At 74.4% G+C, this 19,088-nt stretch carries 14 protein-coding genes; 8 read left to right on the top strand and 6 right to left on the bottom strand.

The genetic code is table 11. The features are described 5' to 3' along the window. Positions 1–15 precede the first annotated feature (15 nt). The gene (locus tag ML5_RS23375) at positions 16–495 is read left to right on the top strand and encodes a hypothetical protein (protein WP_013476423.1); all 480 of its coding nucleotides are present in this window, start codon (positions 16–18) and stop codon (positions 493–495) included. Between the two features lie 31 nt (positions 496–526). Here ML5_RS23375 and ML5_RS23380 read toward each other — a convergent pair whose 3' ends face one another. Beyond that, positions 527–2,110: a ricin-type beta-trefoil lectin domain protein gene (locus ML5_RS23380; protein ID WP_013476424.1), complete on the bottom strand. Its 1,584-nt coding sequence runs from the start codon at positions 2,108–2,110 to the stop codon at positions 527–529. A 525-nt stretch (positions 2,111–2,635) separates the two neighbouring features. Between ML5_RS23380 and ML5_RS23385 the strand changes: the two genes are divergently transcribed. The 4 genes from ML5_RS23385 to ML5_RS23400 all read left to right on the top strand — a co-directional run bounded on the left by ML5_RS23385 (position 2,636) and on the right by ML5_RS23400 (position 9,075). Beyond that, a complete protein-coding gene (locus ML5_RS23385) occupies positions 2,636–3,637 on the top strand; it encodes a glycoside hydrolase family 11 protein (protein ID WP_013476425.1) in 1,002 nt (333 codons plus the stop codon). Positions 3,638–3,775: 138 nt separating this feature from the next. After that, on the top strand, positions 3,776–4,204 hold the full coding sequence (locus tag ML5_RS23390) for a Fur family transcriptional regulator (RefSeq protein WP_013286851.1): 429 nt from the start codon (positions 3,776–3,778) through the stop codon (positions 4,202–4,204). A 23-nt stretch (positions 4,205–4,227) separates the two neighbouring features. After that, positions 4,228–6,504: a catalase/peroxidase HPI gene (gene katG / locus ML5_RS23395; protein ID WP_013476426.1), complete on the top strand. Its 2,277-nt coding sequence runs from the start codon at positions 4,228–4,230 to the stop codon at positions 6,502–6,504. 366 nt (positions 6,505–6,870) lie between these two features. Continuing rightward, the gene (locus ML5_RS23400) at positions 6,871–9,075 is read left to right on the top strand and encodes a carbohydrate-binding module family 20 domain-containing protein (protein ID WP_013286849.1); all 2,205 of its coding nucleotides are present in this window, start codon (positions 6,871–6,873) and stop codon (positions 9,073–9,075) included. Positions 9,076–9,128: 53 nt separating this feature from the next. Here the strand turns inward: ML5_RS23400 and ML5_RS23405 are convergent, their stop codons facing one another. Continuing rightward, on the bottom strand, positions 9,129–9,650 hold the full coding sequence (locus ML5_RS23405; protein WP_013476427.1) for an RICIN domain-containing protein: 522 nt from the start codon (positions 9,648–9,650) through the stop codon (positions 9,129–9,131). Between the two features lie 194 nt (positions 9,651–9,844). Between ML5_RS23405 and ML5_RS23410 the strand changes: the two genes are divergently transcribed. After that, positions 9,845–12,619: a LuxR family transcriptional regulator gene (locus ML5_RS23410; RefSeq protein WP_013476428.1), complete on the top strand. Its 2,775-nt coding sequence runs from the start codon at positions 9,845–9,847 to the stop codon at positions 12,617–12,619. Here ML5_RS23410 and ML5_RS23415 read toward each other — a convergent pair. The 4 genes from ML5_RS23415 to ML5_RS23430 form a co-directional block, all read right to left on the bottom strand. Continuing rightward, entirely contained in the window at positions 12,547–13,767 is a 1,221-nt protein-coding gene (locus ML5_RS23415) for an MFS transporter (protein ID WP_013476429.1), read from the bottom strand. The genes ML5_RS23410 and ML5_RS23415 overlap by 73 nt on opposite strands. Before the next feature lie 79 nt (positions 13,768–13,846). Beyond that, on the bottom strand, positions 13,847–14,320 hold the full coding sequence (locus ML5_RS23420) for a hypothetical protein (protein WP_013476430.1): 474 nt from the start codon (positions 14,318–14,320) through the stop codon (positions 13,847–13,849). 33 nt (positions 14,321–14,353) lie between these two features. Continuing rightward, positions 14,354–14,542: a hypothetical protein gene (locus ML5_RS33200; RefSeq protein WP_013286843.1), complete on the bottom strand. Its 189-nt coding sequence runs from the start codon at positions 14,540–14,542 to the stop codon at positions 14,354–14,356. A 41-nt stretch (positions 14,543–14,583) separates the two neighbouring features. After that, positions 14,584–15,396: a hypothetical protein gene (locus tag ML5_RS23430; RefSeq protein ID WP_236619277.1), complete on the bottom strand. Its 813-nt coding sequence runs from the start codon at positions 15,394–15,396 to the stop codon at positions 14,584–14,586. Positions 15,397–15,506: 110 nt separating this feature from the next. On the opposite strand from ML5_RS23430, the gene ML5_RS23435 reads away from it, so the two are divergent. Continuing rightward, a complete protein-coding gene (locus ML5_RS23435; protein WP_013476432.1) occupies positions 15,507–18,167 on the top strand; it encodes a cation-transporting P-type ATPase in 2,661 nt (886 codons plus the stop codon). A 33-nt stretch (positions 18,168–18,200) separates the two neighbouring features. Beyond that, complete coding sequence (locus ML5_RS23440; protein ID WP_013286840.1) at positions 18,201–19,082, top strand: universal stress protein; 882 nt, start codon at positions 18,201–18,203, stop codon at positions 19,080–19,082. Positions 19,083–19,088 lie beyond the last annotated feature (6 nt).

The raw sequence follows: 19,088 nt of genomic DNA on the forward strand, positions 1-19,088 counted from the left end.
TGCCAGAATCCAGCCGTGTCCTACCTCCCCTCGCAGCCGTACCCGCCGATGCCCGGCGGCGTCAGCCCGCTGGTCGCCTACCCGCACCCGATCACCCCGCCGCCCGGCTGCGGCGTGCTCGTCGTCTCGGTGAACCGCGGGCCGTATCTGATCCCCGTGCCGGCGACCAGCCGCTTCAAGATCGACCGTCAGGTGGTCGCTATCCCCGGCGAGGGGACATGGCACGTCGCGGTGCCGGCCGGCGCGCACGACATCCGGTACACCGACTTCATGGGTGTCCCGATCGTCACCACGACGCTCGCGGTGCAGCCGGGGGCCGCGCACCACCTCGCGTTCCGCTTCGGCGGGTGGCGCAACCGGGTGTACGACGGCTACGGCACCGACGTCACCCGGTTCGGCATGTGGTCCAACTACAGCGTCATGCTGGTCCTGCTGGCCGTCGTCGGCGTGGCCTGCTGCGGGGTGCTCGGGCTGGCCGTGGGCTCGAATCCCTGATCCGGTCCGGCCGGCCGGACCGGTCGCGCGGCTAGCGCAGCGACCAGGTCTGTTTCACGTTGAACACGCAGGTCCAGGCGTTCAGCGGTGCGCCCGCGGCGTGCCCGTCGACGTCCAGGCAGCGGTCGGTGGCCCGGTTGAACAGCGACCGCCGGCCCTGGCTCTCGATCCACTCCCACTTCTGCGCCGGGTTGCCGCTGCACCACGCCGTCTGCACCGGTACGCCGTCGCGCTTCTCGCCCCAGGCCACGTCCAGGCAGAGGCCGCCCTCGACCCGGACGCTGCCGTCGGACGCGAACGTCCACCACTGGGAGCGCTCCTCCCGGCAGGCCCGCAGCACGACGCGTACGCCGTCCCCGCTGCCGCCGCTCGCGCACAGGCCGGTCTCCTTGCCGACGAGTTGCTTCGCGCCGGCCGGGCGGACCGGTGCGGCCGGCTTCTCCGGCTCCTTCGACGTGCCCGCTGCCGGCGACGACGTGGACGGGCGCGCGGCCGACGAGGCCGGCGGCTTCGGCGTCCGGGTGCCGGGCGACGGCGTGCCGGAAGTCACCGGCGTGCCCCGCAGCCGGCCGTCGAGGGCGTAGAAGTCGGTGAACTCCCGGACCGTGCGCAGGAACTCCTGCGTCCTGGCGTCGAAGTCGCCGCCGGTGTGGCGCACTTCGTCGGTCCCGTCGCGGTACGCCGCCAGCGCCAGCAGGTCCGGGTCGCCGTCGAGCGCGGCCAGTTCGCGCCGCAGCGCGCAGAGCGTGGCGCCGGCCGCCGGTACCGCCGCCTGCGGATCCCACGGCGAGGCGCCGGACGGGCCGTACGCACGCCACAGCTCGGGCCGGAACTGGGCGATGCCCTTGCGGCCGCCGTCGCCGAGCAGGTTCGGGTCGAAACCGGAGGAGGCCATCAGCTGCGCGGCGACAGCGGCCGGCGGCACCTGCGGGCACACCGAGCCGGCCCGCACCACGAGGCGGACGTACGCGGCGGGGACCGCCTTGGGCTGCCGGCGTTCGCTCTCGCGGTTCGCCGGGCCGGTCTCGGCGAAACCGTCCTGCCGGCCGTAGTAGGCGGCGTACCGGCTTGCCTCGTCGACGTACGGGACCGCCGTCGAGGGCACCCCCTCGGCGGCGCGTACCTCCTCGAACCCGGTGTGGAACGCGGCGAGCGACAGCCGCCACGGGTCGCCGGGGACGGCAGCCGCGCGCACCTGCCCGGCCAGGTCGCACATGTGGTGGGCGAGCGCGAGGATGTTGGCGGCGCTGTCGGTGCGCTGCGCGTCCGGCCACGGCGCCCAGGTCCGCCACCGCTCGTCGTCCAGCCCGGCCAGGCCCCGGCCGCCGGACGCGGTCCGCTCGGCCCGCGCGTCCAGACCCGACTCGGCCATCAGCTGCCCGGCCAGCCGCGCCGGGGTCAGCGCGGGGCAGGACCGGGCCGCGGTGCGGATTGCGGTCAGGTGCTCGGCGGAGACGGTCCGGGCGGCCGGCTCGTCGTCGCGGGCGGCGGCGACGCTCCCGCTGAGGGCGGCGACCACCAGGCTCAGCGCCGCCAGCCCGGCGGCGCCGGCGGCGACCACGCCGCGCGGGATCCGGCGCGGCCGCGGGGGCGCGCCGGGGGCATCGGGTGTCACAGGGCGGTCCTTCCGGTGATGACGTACGCCGGACGGGTGCGCGACGTCCTCGGTTCACCCGGCCGGAATCGGGTCCGGCTCCGGTCCGGCCGTCATTGAACCGACCGACCGGCGAGCCGTCAAATGTGGACTGTCCGGCCCGGCCCCGCCCGCTCGCGCGCGCCGAGCAGCAGGGGCAGTGTTGATCCGGAACAGGTCCGAAAAGTTTCGGAATCCAGTCGCCTTCAATGGCGGTCGGGCGCCCTTAGTCGACATGTCGATGCTGATCCGAGGCCCTTTCCGGCAGCCGTATCGGCCGTTCAGGGCCGGACGGCGGTTACCACAACATTTCCGGAACTTGTTGACAGGATGAACCGGGCCTCCAATACTGTGGCCATCGGCGTATCTCGATTGACGTCGATGTCCGACCACCACCCGTGGCGCGGCTGTCGCCCCGGTCCCGCCGTCCGCGGGCGGGCGAGCACCCGCGGCTCGCGCCACCGGAAGCTGGCCGCCCGCCAGCCGTCACAGGGAGGAAACCCGTCCATGAAAGACGCCCCCGTCCGTACGGGCATCCGCAGGCGCGGACGCCTCAGGATGGTCCTCGGCGGCGCCTGCGCCGTGGCGCTGATCGCCGCCGGGGCGACGGCCGTCGCGTCAGGTCCGGCCTACGCCGACACCACCGTCACGTCGAACTCCACCGGCACCAACAACGGCTACTTCTATTCCTTCTGGAAGGACAGTGGCAACGTCTCCATGACCATGGGCAACGGTGGTCAGTACAGCACCCAGTGGAGCAACATCAACAACTTCGTCGCCGGCAAGGGCTGGAACCCGGGCGGCCGCCGCACGGTCAGCTACTCCGGCAGCTTCAACCCGTCCGGCAACGCGTACCTGACGCTCTACGGCTGGACGCGCAACCCGCTCGTCGAGTACTACATCGTGGACAGCTGGGGCAGCTGGCGCCCGCCGGGCAGCGGCTACATGGGCTCGGTGTCCTCCGACGGCGGCACGTACGACATCTACCGCACCCAGCGGGTCAACGCCCCCTCGATCGAGGGCACCCGGACGTTCTACCAGTACTGGAGCGTCCGCCAGTCGAAGCGCGTGGGCGGCACCATCACCGCCGGCACCCACTTCGACGCCTGGTCGCGCTACGGCATGAACCTCGGATCGCACGACTACCAGATCCTGGCCACCGAGGGCTACCAGAGCAGCGGCAACTCCAACATCACGATCGGCGGGACCGGCGGTGGCAACCCGACCACCCCGCCGCCGAACAACGGTGGCTGCACGGTCAGCGTGAACCGGGCCGAGGAGTGGGGCGACCGGTTCAACGTGACCTTCTCGGTCAGCGGCACCAGCAACTGGGTGGTCAACATCCAGACCCAGGGCGGGCAGAGCCTGCAGAACAGCTGGAACGCCTCGATCAGCGGCACCAGCGGCACGCTCACCGCGCGCCCGAACGGCAACGGCAACAACTTCGGCATCACGCTCTACAAGAACGGCAACAGCAACACACCGACGGCGAGCTGTTCCGCCGCCTGAGCCCTTCTCCGGGGAGGGGGTGCCGCGCGCGAGGCGCGCGGCACCCCCGTTTCGTGCGCCTGGACCCTGCTGGTGTGACGGCCGACACACCTGGGCAAAAACTTGATTCATTCCAAAAGACCGGACTAAGGTCGTCGCATGACGGCCGACTTCGAGACGCAGCTCCGGGCGGTCTCGTTGCGGGTGACCCGGCCCCGCGTGGCGGTGCTGGCCGCGCTGCGCGACCACCCGCACGTCGACACCGACACGGTGATCGCCCTGGTCCGCGCCGAGCAGCCCACCGTGTCCCACCAGGCGGTCTACGATGTGCTCCGGGCACTCACCGACGCCGGGCTGATCCGGCGCATCCAGCCGGCCGGCGCCACGGCCCGCTACGAGTCGCGGGTGGGAGACAACCACCACCACGTCGTGTGCCGTTCCTGCGGCGCCATCGCCGACGTCGAGTGCGCCGTCGGCCGCGCCCCCTGTCTCACCGCCTCCGACGACCACGGCTTCGTGGTGGACGAGGCGGAGGTCGTCTACTGGGGCACCTGCCCCGGCTGCGCGGCCGACCGCACCGCCCAGTGATCCGCCAGTTCGGAAGGAAGCAGATGAGCGACACCCAGGACAACCGGCCCGTCAGCCCGCAGGGCGTGGACGCCAAGGAGGCGGCCGGCTGCCCGGTCGCGCACGACTCCGTGACCGCGCACGGCAGCGAGAGCGAGAACCCGGCGATCGACTCGCCGACCCCGAAGACCGGCGGTCGTCCGCGCAGCAACCGCGACTGGTGGCCCAACCAGCTCGACCTGTCGGTGCTGCACGCCCACTCGTCCAAGGGTAACCCGCTGGGCCCGGAGTTCAGCTACGCCAAGGAGTTCGCCAAGCTCGACGTCGAGGCGCTCAAGCGGGACATCACCGAGGTCCTCACCACCTCGCAGGACTGGTGGCCGGCCGACTTCGGCCACTACGGCGGCCTGATGATCCGGATGAGCTGGCACGCCGCGGGCACCTACCGCATCGAGGACGGCCGCGGTGGCGCCGGCGACGGCGGGCAGCGCTTCGCCCCGCTGAACAGCTGGCCGGACAACGCCAACCTGGACAAGGCCCGCCGGCTGCTCTGGCCGGTCAAGCAGAAGTACGGCCAGAAGATCTCCTGGGCCGACCTGCTGGTGCTCGCCGGCAACGTGTCCCTGGAGTCGATGGGCTTCAAGACCTTCGGCTTCGGCTTCGGCCGTGAGGACGTCTGGGAGCCGGAGGAGATCTTCTGGGGCCCCGAGGACACCTGGCTGGGCGACGAGCGCTACGCCTCCGAGAAGGACATGGTGGCCGGCGTCGGCGCGACCGAGATGGGTCTGATCTACGTCAACCCGGAGGGCCCGCGCGGCAACGCCGACCCGCTCGCCGCGGCGCACTTCATCCGCGAGACGTTCCGCCGGATGGCGATGAACGACGAGGAGACCGTCGCGCTGATCGCCGGCGGCCACACGTTCGGCAAGACCCACGGCGCCGGCCCCGCCGACCGGCACGTCGGCCCCGAGCCGGAGGCCGCGCCGCTGGAGGCGCAGGGCCTGGGCTGGCTGAGCACGTACGGCGAGGGCAAGGGCGGCGACACGATTACCAGCGGCCTCGAGGTCACCTGGACCGACAAGCCGACCGAGTGGAGCAACCGCTTCTTCGAGATCCTCTTCGGCTACGAGTGGGAGCTGACCACCAGCCCCGGTGGCGCCAAGCAGTGGGTGGCCAAGGACGCCGAGGCGATCATCCCGGACGCCCACGACCCGTCGAAGAAGCACAAGCCGACCATGCTCACGACCGACCTGTCGCTGCGCGTGGACCCGGCGTACGAGAAGATCTCCCGCCGCTTCCTGGAGAACCCGGACGAGTTCGCGCTGGCGTTCGCCAAGGCCTGGTACAAGCTGCTGCACCGTGACATGGGCCCGGTCAGCCGCTTCCTCGGCCCGTGGGTGCCCGAGGCCCAGCTCTGGCAGGACCCGGTGCCGGCCGCCGCGCACGACCTGGTGAACGACGCCGACGTCGCCGCGCTCAAGGCGAAGGTGCTGGAGTCCGGCCTCACCACCGCCCAGCTCGTCTCCACCGCCTGGGCCTCGGCCGCGAGCTACCGCTCCACCGACAAGCGCGGTGGCGCCAACGGCGCGCGGATCCGGCTGGAGCCGCAGCGCAACTGGGAGGTCAACCAGCCCGAGCAGCTCGCCACCGTGCTGGCCACCCTGGAGGGCATCCAGCAGGAGTTCAACGCCGCCGGCGGCGCCCAGATCTCGCTCGCTGACCTGATCGTGCTGGCCGGCTCGGCCGCTGTCGAGCAGGCGGCGCGCGACGCCGGCGTCGAGGTGACTGTGCCGTTCCACCCGGGTCGTACCGACGCCACGCAGGAGCAGACCGACGTCGAGTCGTTCCGGGTGATGGAGCCGCGCGCCGACGGGTTCCGCAACTACCTGCGGCAGGGCGAGAAGACCCAGCCGGAGGTGCTGCTCGTCGACCGCGCGTACATGCTGAACCTGACCGCGCCGGAGATGACCGTCCTGGTCGGCGGCCTGCGCGCGCTCGGCAACAACGTCGGCGGCGCCGCGCACGGCGTGCTCACCGACCGGCCGGGCGTGCTCACCAACGACTTCTTCGTCAACCTCCTCTCCCCGGGCACCCGGTGGAAGGCGGCGGAGTCCGAGGAGCACGTGTACGAGATCCGCGACCTGGCGACCGACCAGGTGAAGTGGACCGCCACGGCGGTCGACCTCATCTTCGGCTCCAACTCGCAGCTGCGGGCGCTCGCCGAGGTCTACGCCAGCGACGACGCGCGGGAGAAGTTCGTCCGCGACTTCGTCGCCGCCTGGACGAAGGTCATGGAGCTGGACCGCTTCGACCTGGCCTGATCCGTCACATCTGAGCGAGCCCCGGTCCGTCGACGCGACGGGCCGGGGCTCGTCCGTGTCCGGCGGGTGCCGGGCGCACCCGGCCCGCAAACGTTGGAAAATCTGCTCGGAAGTTGCGATCGTCCCGCGAAGCGGGTCGTCCCGTCCCGAGCGGCGGGAATCGCCTCCGGCGCCCGATCGTCCGGTCCAGCGTGGATCGCCGCTGGTGGCCGGGAATCCGAGCCCACTCGTGTTGCCTGCTGGTTTCGAAAACTTTGCCGCAAGCTCTTGCAAAGACTTTCATGGATGGCGCATGGTGTTCGCTACCCGGGACGGCCGCCCCACCCCCGCTCACCCTTTCGAACCCACGGAAGAGGTCCCCCGACCATGCAATCCGCCAGGCCACACCCCCGTGGCCGCGCCGGTCGCCTGCTGCTCGCCGCCGCGCTCGTCGCGGCCGGCGGCACGGTCGCCGTCGCCGCTGCCACCACCACCCCCACCCCCGCCCGCGCCGCCGTCGTCCTGAACGACAGCGAGGTGACCGCCAACCTCTGGGAATGGAACTGGAACTCGGTCGCCGCCGCCTGCACCGACCACCTCGGACCGGCCGGCTACGGCGCGGTGCAGGTGGCGCCGCCGCAGGAGTCGGTGAAGCTGCCCGCCAGCGCCGACGGCGCCTACCCCTGGTACGAGGTGTACCAGCCGGTGTCGTACAAGCTGGACAGCCGGTTCGGCAACCGCCAGCAGTTCGCCGCCATGGTCACCGCGTGCCACAACGCCGGTGTGCGCGTCTACGTCGACGCGGTCGTCAACCACATGGCCGGCACCAACAACCCGGCCGGCACGCGCGGCTACGCCGGCACCGAGTTCTCCGGCTACAGCTACCCGGCCGTGCCGTACGGCGCCGGCGACTTCCACCGCCCCGGCGACAACTGCCCGACCGGCGGCGCGATCAGCGACTGGAACAACGAGGCCCAGGTGACCAGCTGCGAGCTGCTGTCGCTGTCCGACCTCTACACCGAGAAGGAAGCGGTCCGCAACAAGATCGCGGGCTACCTCAACGACCTGATCGGGCTCGGCGTCGACGGCTTCCGGGTCGACGCGGTCAAGCACATCCGCAAGGACGACTTCGCGGCCATCCTGGGCAAGCTGAACAACACCGTCGCCGAGGGCCGGCGTCCGTACGTCGCGCAGGAGATCTTCGACGGCGCCAGTAATCCCGCGTTGCAGGCCCGGGCGTACATCGGCAACGGCGACGTGCTCGACTTCGCGTACGCCAAGGGCATCCGCTCGGCGTTCCAGGGCTCGATCTCGGCGCTGGCGAACGTGCCGAACTGGAACCTCGACGCGCCGAGCGCCAACGTCTTCGCCATGGTCACCAACCACGACCTGGAGCGCGACGGTGTGGTGCTGTCGTACAAGAACGGCACCGACTACGTGCTGGCGAACTACTTCGCGCTGGCCTACCCGCACGGCAAGCCGTCGGTCTACGACAGCTTCACCTGGTCCAACCGCAACCAGTCCCCGCCGCACGACGGCACCGGACGGGTCACCGACACGACCTGCGGCGCCGCCTGGAACTGCCTGAGCCGCACCACCGGCGTCAAGGGCATGGTCGGCTGGGCCAACGCCGCCCGGCCGGTGAAGACCGTCTCGGACTTCACCACAGTGAACAGCAACGTGATCGGCTTCCACCGGGGCGACCGGGCCTGGATCGGCGTCAACGACTCCGGCTCGGCCACCACCGCCACCTTCGTCACCGGGCTCGCCGACGGCCGGTACTGCGACGTCATCTCCGGCGTCGCCACCGGCAGCGGCTGCACCGGCTCCACGGTGACCGTGTCCGGCGGCCGGGCCACGGTGACCCTCCCGGCCAACGACGCGGTCGCGATCCACGTGAACGCCCGGCCGGGTGCCAGCCCGTCCCCGACCGCCTCCCCGACCGTGTCGCCGACGGCCTCCCCGACCGCGTCCCCCACGGTCAGCCCGGGTGACCGGATCGCCACCACGTTCACCGTCGCCGCGAACCTGGCCGCCGGGCAGGACGTCTACGTCGTCGGCAGCATCCCCGAGCTGGGCTCGTGGACGCCCGCGAACGGCGTCAAGCTCGCCGCGCAGGGCGGCGGCACCTACCGCGCCACCGTCAGCCTGCCCCGGTCCACCGGCGTGGAGTTCAAGTTCGTCAAGCTGACCACCGCCGGTGCGGTCACCTGGGAGTCCGGCGCGAACCGGACGCTCACCACGCCGGCCACCGGCACGTACGCGGTGACCGAGACGTTCCGCGGCGACACCGTCAGCACGGCTGTGGCCACCACGTTCTCCGTCACCGCGACCACCGTCTACGGACAGAACGTGTTCGTGGTCGGCAACGTCCCGGCGCTCGGCGGCTGGAACCCGTCCGCCGCCGTCGCCCTCTCGCCCGCCGCCTATCCGGTCTGGCGGGCCACGGTCGACCTGCCCGCGAACACCGCTGTCGAGTACAAGTACGTCAAGAAGAACCCGGACGGCACGGTGATCTGGGAGTCCGGCGCGAACCGGACGTTCACCACGCCGGCCGGCGGCACCCGGGCCGTCAGCGACACCTGGCGCTGACGATCGTGCGGCCCGTCCCCCTCACCCCTGGGGACGGGCCGCACCCGCGCCGGTCAGACGGCCGAGAACGACCAGACCTGGGCCGGGTTGCCGAAACCGGTGCAGCGGTAGATCTGGACGGTCGCGCCGTCGGCGTCCGATCCGCCCCGCACGTCCATGCACCGGCCGCCGATCTGCGACTTGATCTGGTGCACCCCCGCGAAGGAGTTCGGGTCGACCGTCCACTTCATGCTCGACGTGCCGGTGCAGGCCCACTGCTGCAACGGCGTGCCGTCGGCGTTCACCCCGTTGCGGACGTCCACGCACATGCCGCTGAACTGGTTGACGAACGTGTAGGTGTCCCTGCCCACCGGCGACCAGCGCTGCACGGCCTGGCCGTCGCAGGTGCGCTGCACGACCCGGCCGCCGAGCGACGACGGGGCGCCGGACCGGTCCACCTCCAGGCACTTGCCGCTGCCGTAGTTGACGATGGCGTAGTGGCCGGTCGCGGCCTGCGCCGGCGGGCCGGACGCCACCCCGAGCCCGGTGGCGAGCAGTCCCGCCGCCAGCACCCCGGCGGCTCTCTTCCCGATCATGGTGTCTCCCCTCGGAGTCGTGTCGCCGTCCCGGATGCGCCGGTGGTCACCGGCCGGACGACTGGGGACGACGCTAGGGATCCACGACGGCCACCGGATCCGGGTTCCTCCTAGTCGACGAGGCCGCGCGAGCCTCCTGTCGGGTTCGCGTCGCGCCCGCCCGCCCGGACGACGCCGGCGGCTAGCGTGCGGTCATGGGCAGTGGTCCGGCGCCGGCCGGTGCCGTCGGCACGGCCACGGACACCGGCGGGGACGCCCTGCTCGGGCGCGCCGACGAGTGCCGGCGGCTCGGTGCGCTGCTGGCCGACGCGGTCGACGGTCACGGCGGCGCCCTGGTGGTGCGCGGCGCGGCGGGCGTCGGCAAGACGGCGCTGCTGGAGCACTGCGCCGCCCGGTCCACCGGGATGCGGGTGCTGCGCGCCACCGGCGCCCCGTTCGAGGCGGAACTGCCGTTCTCCGCGCTGCACCAACTGGCGCGCCCGCTGCTGCACCGGCTCGGCGATCTGCCCGCGCAGCAGGCCGACGCGCTGCGTACCGTCTTCGCCATCGGTGGCGGCTCCCGTCCGGTCAACCGGCTCGCCGCGTACGTGGCGACGCTGAGCCTGCTCACGACGGCGGCCGAGGACACGCCGGTGCTCTGCCTGGTCGACGACGCGCACTGGATCGACCCGGCCTCGGCGGAGGCGCTGCTGTTCACCGCCCGGCGGCTGCTCGCGGACCGGGTCGCCGTCGTCTTCGCGGCCCGCGACGCCCCCGCGTTCCCCGCGTCCGGCCTGCCGGAGCTGCCGCTGACCGGTCTGCCGCGGGACGACGCGATCCGGCTCGCCATGCGCGCCGGCCTGGACCCACGGGTCGCCGCCGACCTGGCGGCGGCCACCGCCGGCAACCCGCTCGCGCTGACCGAACTGCCGGCGACGCTGTCCGAGGAGCACCGCAACGGGTGGCTGCCGCTGCGGGAGCCTCTCGTGCTCGTCGAACGCATCGAGATGACCATCCTGGCGCACGCCCGCGGGCTCCCCGACGACACCTGGCGCGCGCTCGTCGCCTGCGCGGTCACCGAGGCCACCACCCCGGCGCTGCTGGAGCGGATCCTGGCGGCGGACGGGCTGCGCCTGGGCGTGCTGGACCCGGCGGTCGACGCCGGGCTGATCCGGGTGACCGATCGCGAGGTGACGTTCCGCCACCCGCTGACCCGCGCCGCTGTGCACTCGGTCGCCGGCCCCGGCCGGCGGCGGGCCGCCCACCTGGCGGTGGCCGCGGCGCTCACCGGCGACGACACCGCCGACCGCCGGGCCTGGCATCTCGCGGCCGCCACCACAGTGCCCGACGAGGGCGTCGCCGCGTTGCTGGCCGACTCCGCCGAGCGGGCGCAACGCCGGGGCGGCGTGGTGGCCGAGGCGCGCGCGTACGAGCGGTCCGCCCGTCTCACACCGGACCCGGACGTACGCGCGTCCCGGCTCGCCGCCGCGTCCCGCGCCTGGGCCAACGCGGGCGCGAGCCGGCACGCGATCACGCTGGGGGAGGAGGCGATCGGGCTGACCCGGCGCGCCGACCTGCGTTGCCGGGTCAAGCCGTTGCTCGCCCACCTGGCGCAGCAGCACTGTGACACGGAGGGCGCCGAGGCGTACCTGGCCGACGCGCAGGCGTACGCGCAAGCGGATCCGCTCGGCGCGGCCCGGCTGATGAGCGCCCGCGTCAACCAGTTCTGGGCGCGGCTGGACGTCACCGGCATGGTGCCGCTGTGCGCGCGGGTGGCCGAGCTGGCCGCCGCGGACGCCGGCGCGACCTGGCCGAAGGGGCCGATCCGGCTGGCCGCGGCGCAGGTGCTGGCCGGGCTGCCCGAGGGGGTCGCGTCGGCCCGTGCCCTGGTCACCGCCTGCGCCGGCCACGCCGACGGCTCGGCGGCGGAGCTGGCCGAGGTGTTCTGCTGGATCGGGGACCACGACACCGCGCGTGCGCTGCTGGAACCGGAGATCGACCGGGCCCGCGCCACCGACGACGTGTTCCTGCTGGCGTACGCCCTGCCCCGGCTCGCCGGGCTGGAGTGGCGCACCGGCCGGCTGCACGCGGCCTACCAGGCCGCCGCCGAGGCGGTCCGGATCGCCGAGCAGGTGGCGCTTCCGGTGCTGCGGGCGGAGGCGCTGGCCGTGCTGGCCCTGGTGGAGGCGCTGCTCGGCGAGGAGCCGGAGGCGCTCGCGCACGTCGAGGACGCCCGTCGTCTCCTGCCGGGCGAGTTCCGGGAGATCGAGGTCCGGCTCCGCTACGCCACCGGGATCGCGGCGGTGGTGGGCGCGCGCTGGCACGACGCCGTGACCGAGCTGGAACGGGTCCGCCGGGCCCAGCGCGACGGCGGCATCGCCGAACCGGGGTGGCTGCCCGTCGCGGCCGAGCTGGCCGAGGCGTACGCGCACCTGTCCGACCCGCAGCGGTCGGCACGGCGGTTGCGCGACCTGGCCGGTACGGGTGGTGCCGCCGCCCGCGCCGCCTCCGCGCGCGTCGAGGGCCTGCTCGCCGGCGAACCGGACCTGGACGAGGTCTTCGCGGCGGCGCTGGCCCGGTGTGATCCCGCCGTCGTCCCGCTGGAACGGGCCCGGACGCTGCTGAGCTACGGGCAGCGGCTGCGCCGGGCCCGCCGTCGCCGGGACGCGCGGGTCCAGTTGCACGCCGCGCTGCGGTTGTTCGAGGCGCTCGGCGCACAGGGCTGGGCGCGGCGGTGCCGCACCGAGATCGACGCCACCGGCCGGCGGCCGCCCGAGCCCGGCGACCGGACCGTCGACCGGCTGACCGGCCAGGAACGCCTGATCGCCCTGCACGTGGCGGAGGGCCTGACGAACCGGGAGATCGCGGCCCGGGTCTTCCTGTCACCGAAGACCGTCGAGTACCACCTCGGCAACGTCTACCGGAAGCTGCGGCTGCGTTCCCGGCCGGAGCTGATCCGCCACCTGTCCGGCCCGCCGGCCGCCGGTTGACGACGCGGCCGGACGGCCGCCGCCAGTGCCGCGGCCAGGCACGCCACCGCGGCGAGCACCAGCGGCGGCCGGCCGCCGACCGCGACCGCCGCCGACCCGAGCGGGATGGCCAGCGTGATCGGGCCGAACATCGCGGTGTTCGCGGTCCCGGCGACCCGCCCGAGCATCGCCTGCGGCGTGTACGTCTGCACGGCGGTGACCGCCGCGACGAGCGTCCACGGCAGACCCACACCGACGACGACCGAGGCGGCCACAGTGCCCGGCCACCAGGGCAGGCAGCGCCCCAGACAGCCGGCGGCGAACAGGACCGCGCCCGCGGCACCGACCGTGATCTCGCCGTGGCGACGGACGAGCCGGCCGACGACGAGCCCGGCGAGCAGTGACCCGCCGCCCTGCGCGCTCGCCAGCACACCGAGGAACGTCGACGGCAGCGCCAGGTCCGTCACCACCACGTCGTACAGCGCTGCGGTGGTGAACCCGGACATCGCGATGGACACCGCCGCGAGCGCCACGGGTACGCGTACCGCCCGCCGGGCCAGCAGCGCGGCGAGGCCGTCCCGCACCCGCGCCGGGCGTGCGGCCGGGGGAGCGGCGGCGGTCCGCGTCAGGCGCAACGCGCCGTACAGGGCGGCCGCGAGCACCGGTACGGCGGCGGCGAGCACCGCGACGACGTGCCCGCCCCGCCACGCGTACAGGCCCGCCCCGGCCAGCGGCGCCACCAGCTTCATGCCCTCCTGTGCGCTCGACCGCCAGCCGTTGACGTCGGCCAGCCGGGCCGGGGGGAGCGCGGCGGGCAGCAACGCGGTCTCGCCGGCGTCGACGAGCACGTAGCCGATGCCGTAGGCGAGCGAGACGGCGTAGATCAGCCACGCCTCGCCGGGCCCTCGCACCGCCAGCAGGCTCAGCAGCGCGGCGGCGAGCGCGAGGTCGACACCGATCACCAGGGGACGCCGGGGCACCCGGTCGAGCAGGCCGCCGAGCCACGGTCCGGCCAGCGTCGGGGCGTAGACGCAGAGCCCGGCCAGCGCGGCGAGCCCGGTGGAACCGGTGAGATCGAGGATCCAGATGCCGGAGACCAGGGCCATGGCGCTGCCGCCGAGGCCGGACAGCAGCGAGACGGCCACGAACAGGACGGCGTTGCGGCGCATGGATCCCCCGAGAGATTGAGTCTGGTGGACTCACATCCTCCGGAGTTGAGCCGCCGCGGGGCAATGCCTTGGGCGTACGTCAATGCAATGTTGACAGCGCGGCGGCGATGCGCCGGGCGGCGTCGCGTGCCGGAGCGGGCAGCCGCCGCCCCGCCCCGGCCAGGTCGTCGGCGAGGTGCGCGGCCAGCGCGTACAGCGGCCCGGCGGGGACGTCCAGCGCGAGCGCGCAGGTGCGGCGCGTCAACGCCGCGCGGGCGAAGCGCCCGTCCCACGCGCGGTCCGTCTCGATCCAGCGGTGCAGGTCGGTGACTGCCGCCCGCAGCACGGGCAGTTCGGGGGAGCCGCCCGGGTCGAGCCGGGCCAGGCGGGTCCGCCGGGCCGCCACGAGGCGTTGCCGGCGCTGCTCGGCGGCCTGCCGGCTGCCCAGGCCCAGCGCCCGCGCGACGTCGGCCCAGGTGGCGCCGTCATGCCGGGCCCGGTCGATCAGGTCCAGCTCGCGGTCGTCCAGCCGGACCCGGGCCGCGGCGACTTCGGACAGGCGGTCCAGGGTCACCCGTCAACGCTACATTGACATCGGCCCGGCGCGTCAGTCCTCCGGGACGCCCGGGCCCACCTCGCCGCGCGCCAGGCGCTCGGCGTTGCGGTCGGCCTCACTCTCCGCGTTCTCCGCCCCGGCGCCCGGATCCCGGGTACGCCGCCCCTCGGCGTCCTGGAACACCTGCCCGCGCTCGAGCGCGCCCTCCTGCTGCCGCTGGAACTGCTCCGGATCAGTCATGACCGTCAGGTGCCCCGGCGGCCGCGCGGCAAACCGGTACGTCAGCGCGGCGGCGCCACGTAGAGGGCGGTCCGGCAGCCGGTCTCGCCCGGCTCCAGCCAGATCCGGTCGTACCCGGGACTCTCGATCTTCCCGGCCGGCGTGCGGACGAGCAGGAGACAGTCCCGCTCGGCGGGTACGCCGACGGCGGCGACGAGCGCGCCCTCGTGCACTGTCGTGTCGACGCTGATCCAGTCCTGTGGGAAGGCCGCCCGCACCGCGCCCGCAAGCGTGTCCGGGGTGGCGGTGCGCAGCACGGCGGTGAGCCGCTGCCGCCCGTCCTCGGGCACCCTCGGCACCGGCGCGGCGGTGGGCGGCGAGGGAGCGGGGCCGCTCGGACAGTCGATCTCGTGGTACGTCGTGTAGCGGTAGAGCTCGAACTCGTAGCGGTAGCAGCGCGTGGCCTCACCGGCGCTGTTGCTCGCGCCACCGATCGACACCGGCGGCTGCTCCGGCACCGTCACCACGAACCGCACGTCGACGGTGGCCCGCTCGTTCCCGGCGGTGCGCCCGGACCAGGCCAGCGCCTCCCGCCGGACTGTCGCACCGCCGCCGGACGCGGCGTCCGTCGGCTCCTGGACGATCTCGGCCGCTGCGATCGACCCGGCGTCCCGCGCCCGGTTGCGGTGACCCAGCTCCGTGTTGAGCTGCTTCGCCTCCGCCGCCGCGGTGTCACGCGCCAGCGCGTCGCCGCTCTCCTCCCCGAACCCCCTCCCGCACCCCGCCGACGCGAGGAGGAGCACCGCGAGCGTCCACCGGACCCATCGGTGACGGGACGGAGGTGTCGGCTCGGTGGCGCTGCGTGTCCGGCTCACCGCGCCGACGTTACCGACGAGCCGGGGGCCGCGCTGCCCCGTACGCGGGGGGCCGTTGGTCCCGGGTCCGACAGGCCCTCGGCCCTGCGAGCCACGTAGGTTCGCGCGGCATGCTGGGATTGCCTGGCGCGGGCGGCGACGACATGGAGGACGATGTGGTGATCAACGGCGGGCCGGCGACAGCGACGACGCCCACCGAGATCTCTCCGGCCCCCGCGACCGGGCTCGGCTCGGCCGAGGCGGCCGCCCGGCTGCGCGCCGACGGCCCGAACACCGTGGCCGCCCCGCGCAAGCGCGGGCTGGCCGGCCGGGTGTTCCGCCAGCTCACCGACCCGCTGGTGGCGCTGCTGCTGGCCGCCGCCGTGGTGACCACGCTGCTGCGCGACTACCCGGACACCGCGGTGATCGTGCTGGTCGTCCTGATCAACACCGCGATCGGCGTGGTGCAGGAGGTACGCGCCGACCGGGCCGTCGCCGCGCTGGACCGGCTCGCCGCACCGACCGCGCGTGTGGTCCGCGACGGCCGTGACCTCGTGCTGCCCGCCGCCGACCTGGTCCGCGGCGACCTGGTCCGGCTGGAAGCCGGCGACGTGGTGCCCGCCGATCTGGACCTCACCGACGCGGTACGCCTCAGCCTGGACGAGTCGGCGCTGACCGGCGAGTCGGTGCCGGTGGCCCGGGTCGCGGGGGAGGAGGCCAGCGCCGGCACCGTGGTCACCACCGGCCGCGCCACCGGAACCGTGGTGCGCACCGGCGCGGCGAGCGCGCTGGGCCGGATCAGCGCCCTGGTCGCGGCGACCCGGCCGGCGCCCACCCCGCTGCAGCGACGCCTGTCCTCGCTCGGCCGGGTGCTCGGCCTGACCGCCGTGGTGCTCTCCGGGCTGGTCTTCGCCATCGGCGTGCTCGACGGGCGGCCGGTCACGCAGATGGCCGTCACCGCCGTCAGCCTCGTGGTGGCGGCCGTACCGGAGTCGCTGCCCGCCGTCGTCACGCTCGCGCTCGCCCTGGGCGCGCGCCGGATGGCCGGCAGCCGCGCCATCCCCCGCCGGCTGCACGCGGTGGAGACCCTCGGCTCGGTCACCGTGATCGCCTCCGACAAGACCGGCACGCTCACCGAGGGCCGCATGGCGGTGCAGTACGCGGTCGTCCCCGGCCGCGACCGCTACGCCGTCACCGGCACCGGCTACGCGCCCGACGGCGAGGTGCACCACCGGGGCGAGCCGGTGAGCGCCCCCGACGAGCTGCGCGCTCTCGCCCGCGCCGGGCTGCTCTGCAACGACGCCACAGTGACGCCGCCGACCGACGAGCGGCCCGAGTGGACGGCGATCGGTGACCCGCTGGAGGCGGCGCTCGTCACGTTCGGCGCCCGCTGCGGCCTGGACCCGGACACCACCCGCGACGCCTGGCCCCGCGTGGCGGAGGCCCCGTTCGACCAGGACCTGCGCCGCATGACCACGGTGCACCGCCGCTGCGACGGGCGCTACCTGGTGGTCTGCAAGGGCGCGCCGGAGAATCTGCTGGCCGCGCCGCTGGTGGACGCCGACGCCGCGGAACTGGCCGAGCTGACCGACGCCGCGCACCGGCTCGCCACCGAAGGGCTGCGCGTGCTGGCGGTGGCCTCCGCGGTGGTCGACACCCTGCCCGACCCGGCCCGGCCGGCCGGCCTGCGCCCCCTGGGCCTGGTCGCGGTCGGCGACCCGCTGCGCGCCGCGGCCCCCGGCATCGCCGCGGGCTTCGAGGAGGCCGGCATCCGGCTGGTCCTCATCACCGGCGACCACCCGGCGACCGCCGCCGCCATCGGCGGACGGCTCGGGCTCTGGCGCGACGGCGACCCGCTCGCCAACGGCGACGACGGCGACCCGGGCCGCGCCCACCCCGAGACCCGGGTGTACGCGCGGACCCAGCCGGAACAGAAGCTCGACATCATCGCCGGCCTCCAGAACCGGGGGCACGTGGTGGCGATGACCGGCGACGGCGTCAACGACGCCCCGGCGCTGCGCCGCGCGGACATCGGCGTGGCCATGGGCGGCGGCACCGAGGTGGCCCGGCAGGCCTCCGACCTGGTGCTCGTCGACGACGACCTGACCACCGTGGCGACCGCCATCGGCGAGGGCCGCCGGATCTACGACAACATCCGCCGGTTCCTGCGCTACGCGCTCGCCGGTGGCGTCGCCGAGATCGCGGTGATGCTGCTCGGCCCGCTGTTCGGCCTGCCGGTGCCGCTGCTGCCGGCGCAGATCCTCTGGATCAACCTGCTCACCCACGGCGTACCCGGGGTGGCGCTCGGCGCGGAACCGGCCGAGCCGGGCACGCTGCGCCGGCCGCCCCGCTCGCCGCAGGAGTCGGTGCTCGGCGCCGGCCTGGGCCGGGACGTGCTGGTCACCGGCGGGCTGATCGCCGCGGCGACGCTCGGCGCCGGGGTGTGGGCCGCGGCGGCCGACCGGCCGTGGCAGTCGGTGGTGTTCGTGGTCCTCGGCCTCGCCCAGCTCGGCGTGGCGCTGGCGGTCCGCGCGATCCGTACCCCGGGTTCGCGCGAGCGCAACCTCGCGCTGCCGGTGGCGGTAGCGATCTCCGCTGTGCTCCAGGTGGCGGGCGTGCTGCTGCCGCCCCTGCGCGAGCTGCTCGGCACCTCGCCGCTCAGCGCGCTCGACCTGCTCGCCTGCGCCGCGATCGGCGTGCTGCCCGGGCTGGTGCTGCGGCTGACCCGCCGCTTCCGCGGGACCAACGGCCCCCACGCCGGGCCCGCCGGCCCTGCCGGGCCGGCCGCCTGACCGGCAGGCTGAGGACGAGTGAAGGAGGACGACATGACGATCCACTCGCAGGCCCCCGTCGTGGTGGGCGTGGACGGCTCCGCCGCCTCGCTGGACGCGGTCCGGGTGGCCGCCCGCGAGGCCGCCGACCGGAACCGGCCGCTGCAGGTGGTGCACGCCTTCATCTGGCCGCTGACCCGCGCGCCGCTCACCCCGGCCCCGGGCGCGCCCGCCGGCGCCGGCCTGCGCAACCAGGCCGAACGGGTCGTCGCCGAGGCGGTCGCCGAGGCCGGCAAGGTCGCCCCGGACGTGCCTGTCACCGGCGTGGTGGTCGACGGCGCGCCGGCGGCGGTGCTGGTCGCCGAGTCCCGCGAGGCGGCGCTGATCGTGCTCGGCCACCGCGGTCTGGGCGGGTTCGCCGGCCTGCTGATCGGCTCGGTCACGCTCCAGGTGTCGGCCCGCGCGCACTGCCCGGTGCTGGTGACGCGCGGCGAGGCGCGCGCCGACGGCCCGGTCGTGGTCGGCGTGGACGGCTCCGAGCTGTCCACCGCGGCGGTCGGGTACGCGTACGAGGAGGCCGACCGCCGGGGCGCGTCGCTGATCGTGGTGCACGCCTGGCTGTACCCCACCCCGATCGGCCCCGGCGACATCCTGCCCCTGGTGTACGACCCGGAGGCGCTCGCCGAGGAGTCCCGGCGCGTCCTCGCCGAGTCGATCGCCGGCTGGGCCGAGCGTTACCCCGACGTGCCGGTACGGCAGCGGTCGCTGCGCGGCGCCCCGGCCCGGGTGCTTGTGGAGGAGTCGAAGGACGCCCAGCTCGTGGTGGTCGGCGCGCACGGCCGGGGCGCGCTGGGCGGGCTGCTGCTCGGCTCGGTCAGCCACGCGGTGCTGCACCACGCCCACTCGCCGCTGGTGATCGTGCGCAACGGAACCTGACCCCGC

This window comes from Micromonospora sp. L5 (genome assembly GCF_000177655.2).
Classification (GTDB): domain Bacteria; phylum Actinomycetota; class Actinomycetes; order Mycobacteriales; family Micromonosporaceae; genus Micromonospora; species Micromonospora aurantiaca.

Excerpts from the sequence above, each read along its gene's own strand:
- ML5_RS23385 (WP_013476425.1), top strand. The coding sequence starts at position 2,636 with ATGAAAGACGCCCCCGTCCGTACGGGCATCCGCAGGCGCGGACGCCTC.
- ML5_RS23390 (WP_013286851.1), top strand. The coding sequence starts at position 3,776 with ATGACGGCCGACTTCGAGACGCAGCTCCGGGCGGTCTCGTTGCGGGTG.
- katG (WP_013476426.1), top strand. The coding sequence starts at position 4,228 with ATGAGCGACACCCAGGACAACCGGCCCGTCAGCCCGCAGGGCGTGGAC.
- ML5_RS23400 (WP_013286849.1), top strand. The coding sequence starts at position 6,871 with ATGCAATCCGCCAGGCCACACCCCCGTGGCCGCGCCGGTCGCCTGCTG.
- ML5_RS23405 (WP_013476427.1), bottom strand. The coding sequence starts at position 9,650 with ATGATCGGGAAGAGAGCCGCCGGGGTGCTGGCGGCGGGACTGCTCGCC.
- ML5_RS23410 (WP_013476428.1), top strand. The coding sequence starts at position 9,845 with ATGGGCAGTGGTCCGGCGCCGGCCGGTGCCGTCGGCACGGCCACGGAC.
- ML5_RS23415 (WP_013476429.1), bottom strand. The coding sequence starts at position 13,767 with ATGCGCCGCAACGCCGTCCTGTTCGTGGCCGTCTCGCTGCTGTCCGGC.
- ML5_RS33200 (WP_013286843.1), bottom strand. The coding sequence starts at position 14,542 with ATGACTGATCCGGAGCAGTTCCAGCGGCAGCAGGAGGGCGCGCTCGAG.
- ML5_RS23435 (WP_013476432.1), top strand. The coding sequence starts at position 15,507 with ATGCTGGGATTGCCTGGCGCGGGCGGCGACGACATGGAGGACGATGTG.
- ML5_RS23440 (WP_013286840.1), top strand. The coding sequence starts at position 18,201 with ATGACGATCCACTCGCAGGCCCCCGTCGTGGTGGGCGTGGACGGCTCC.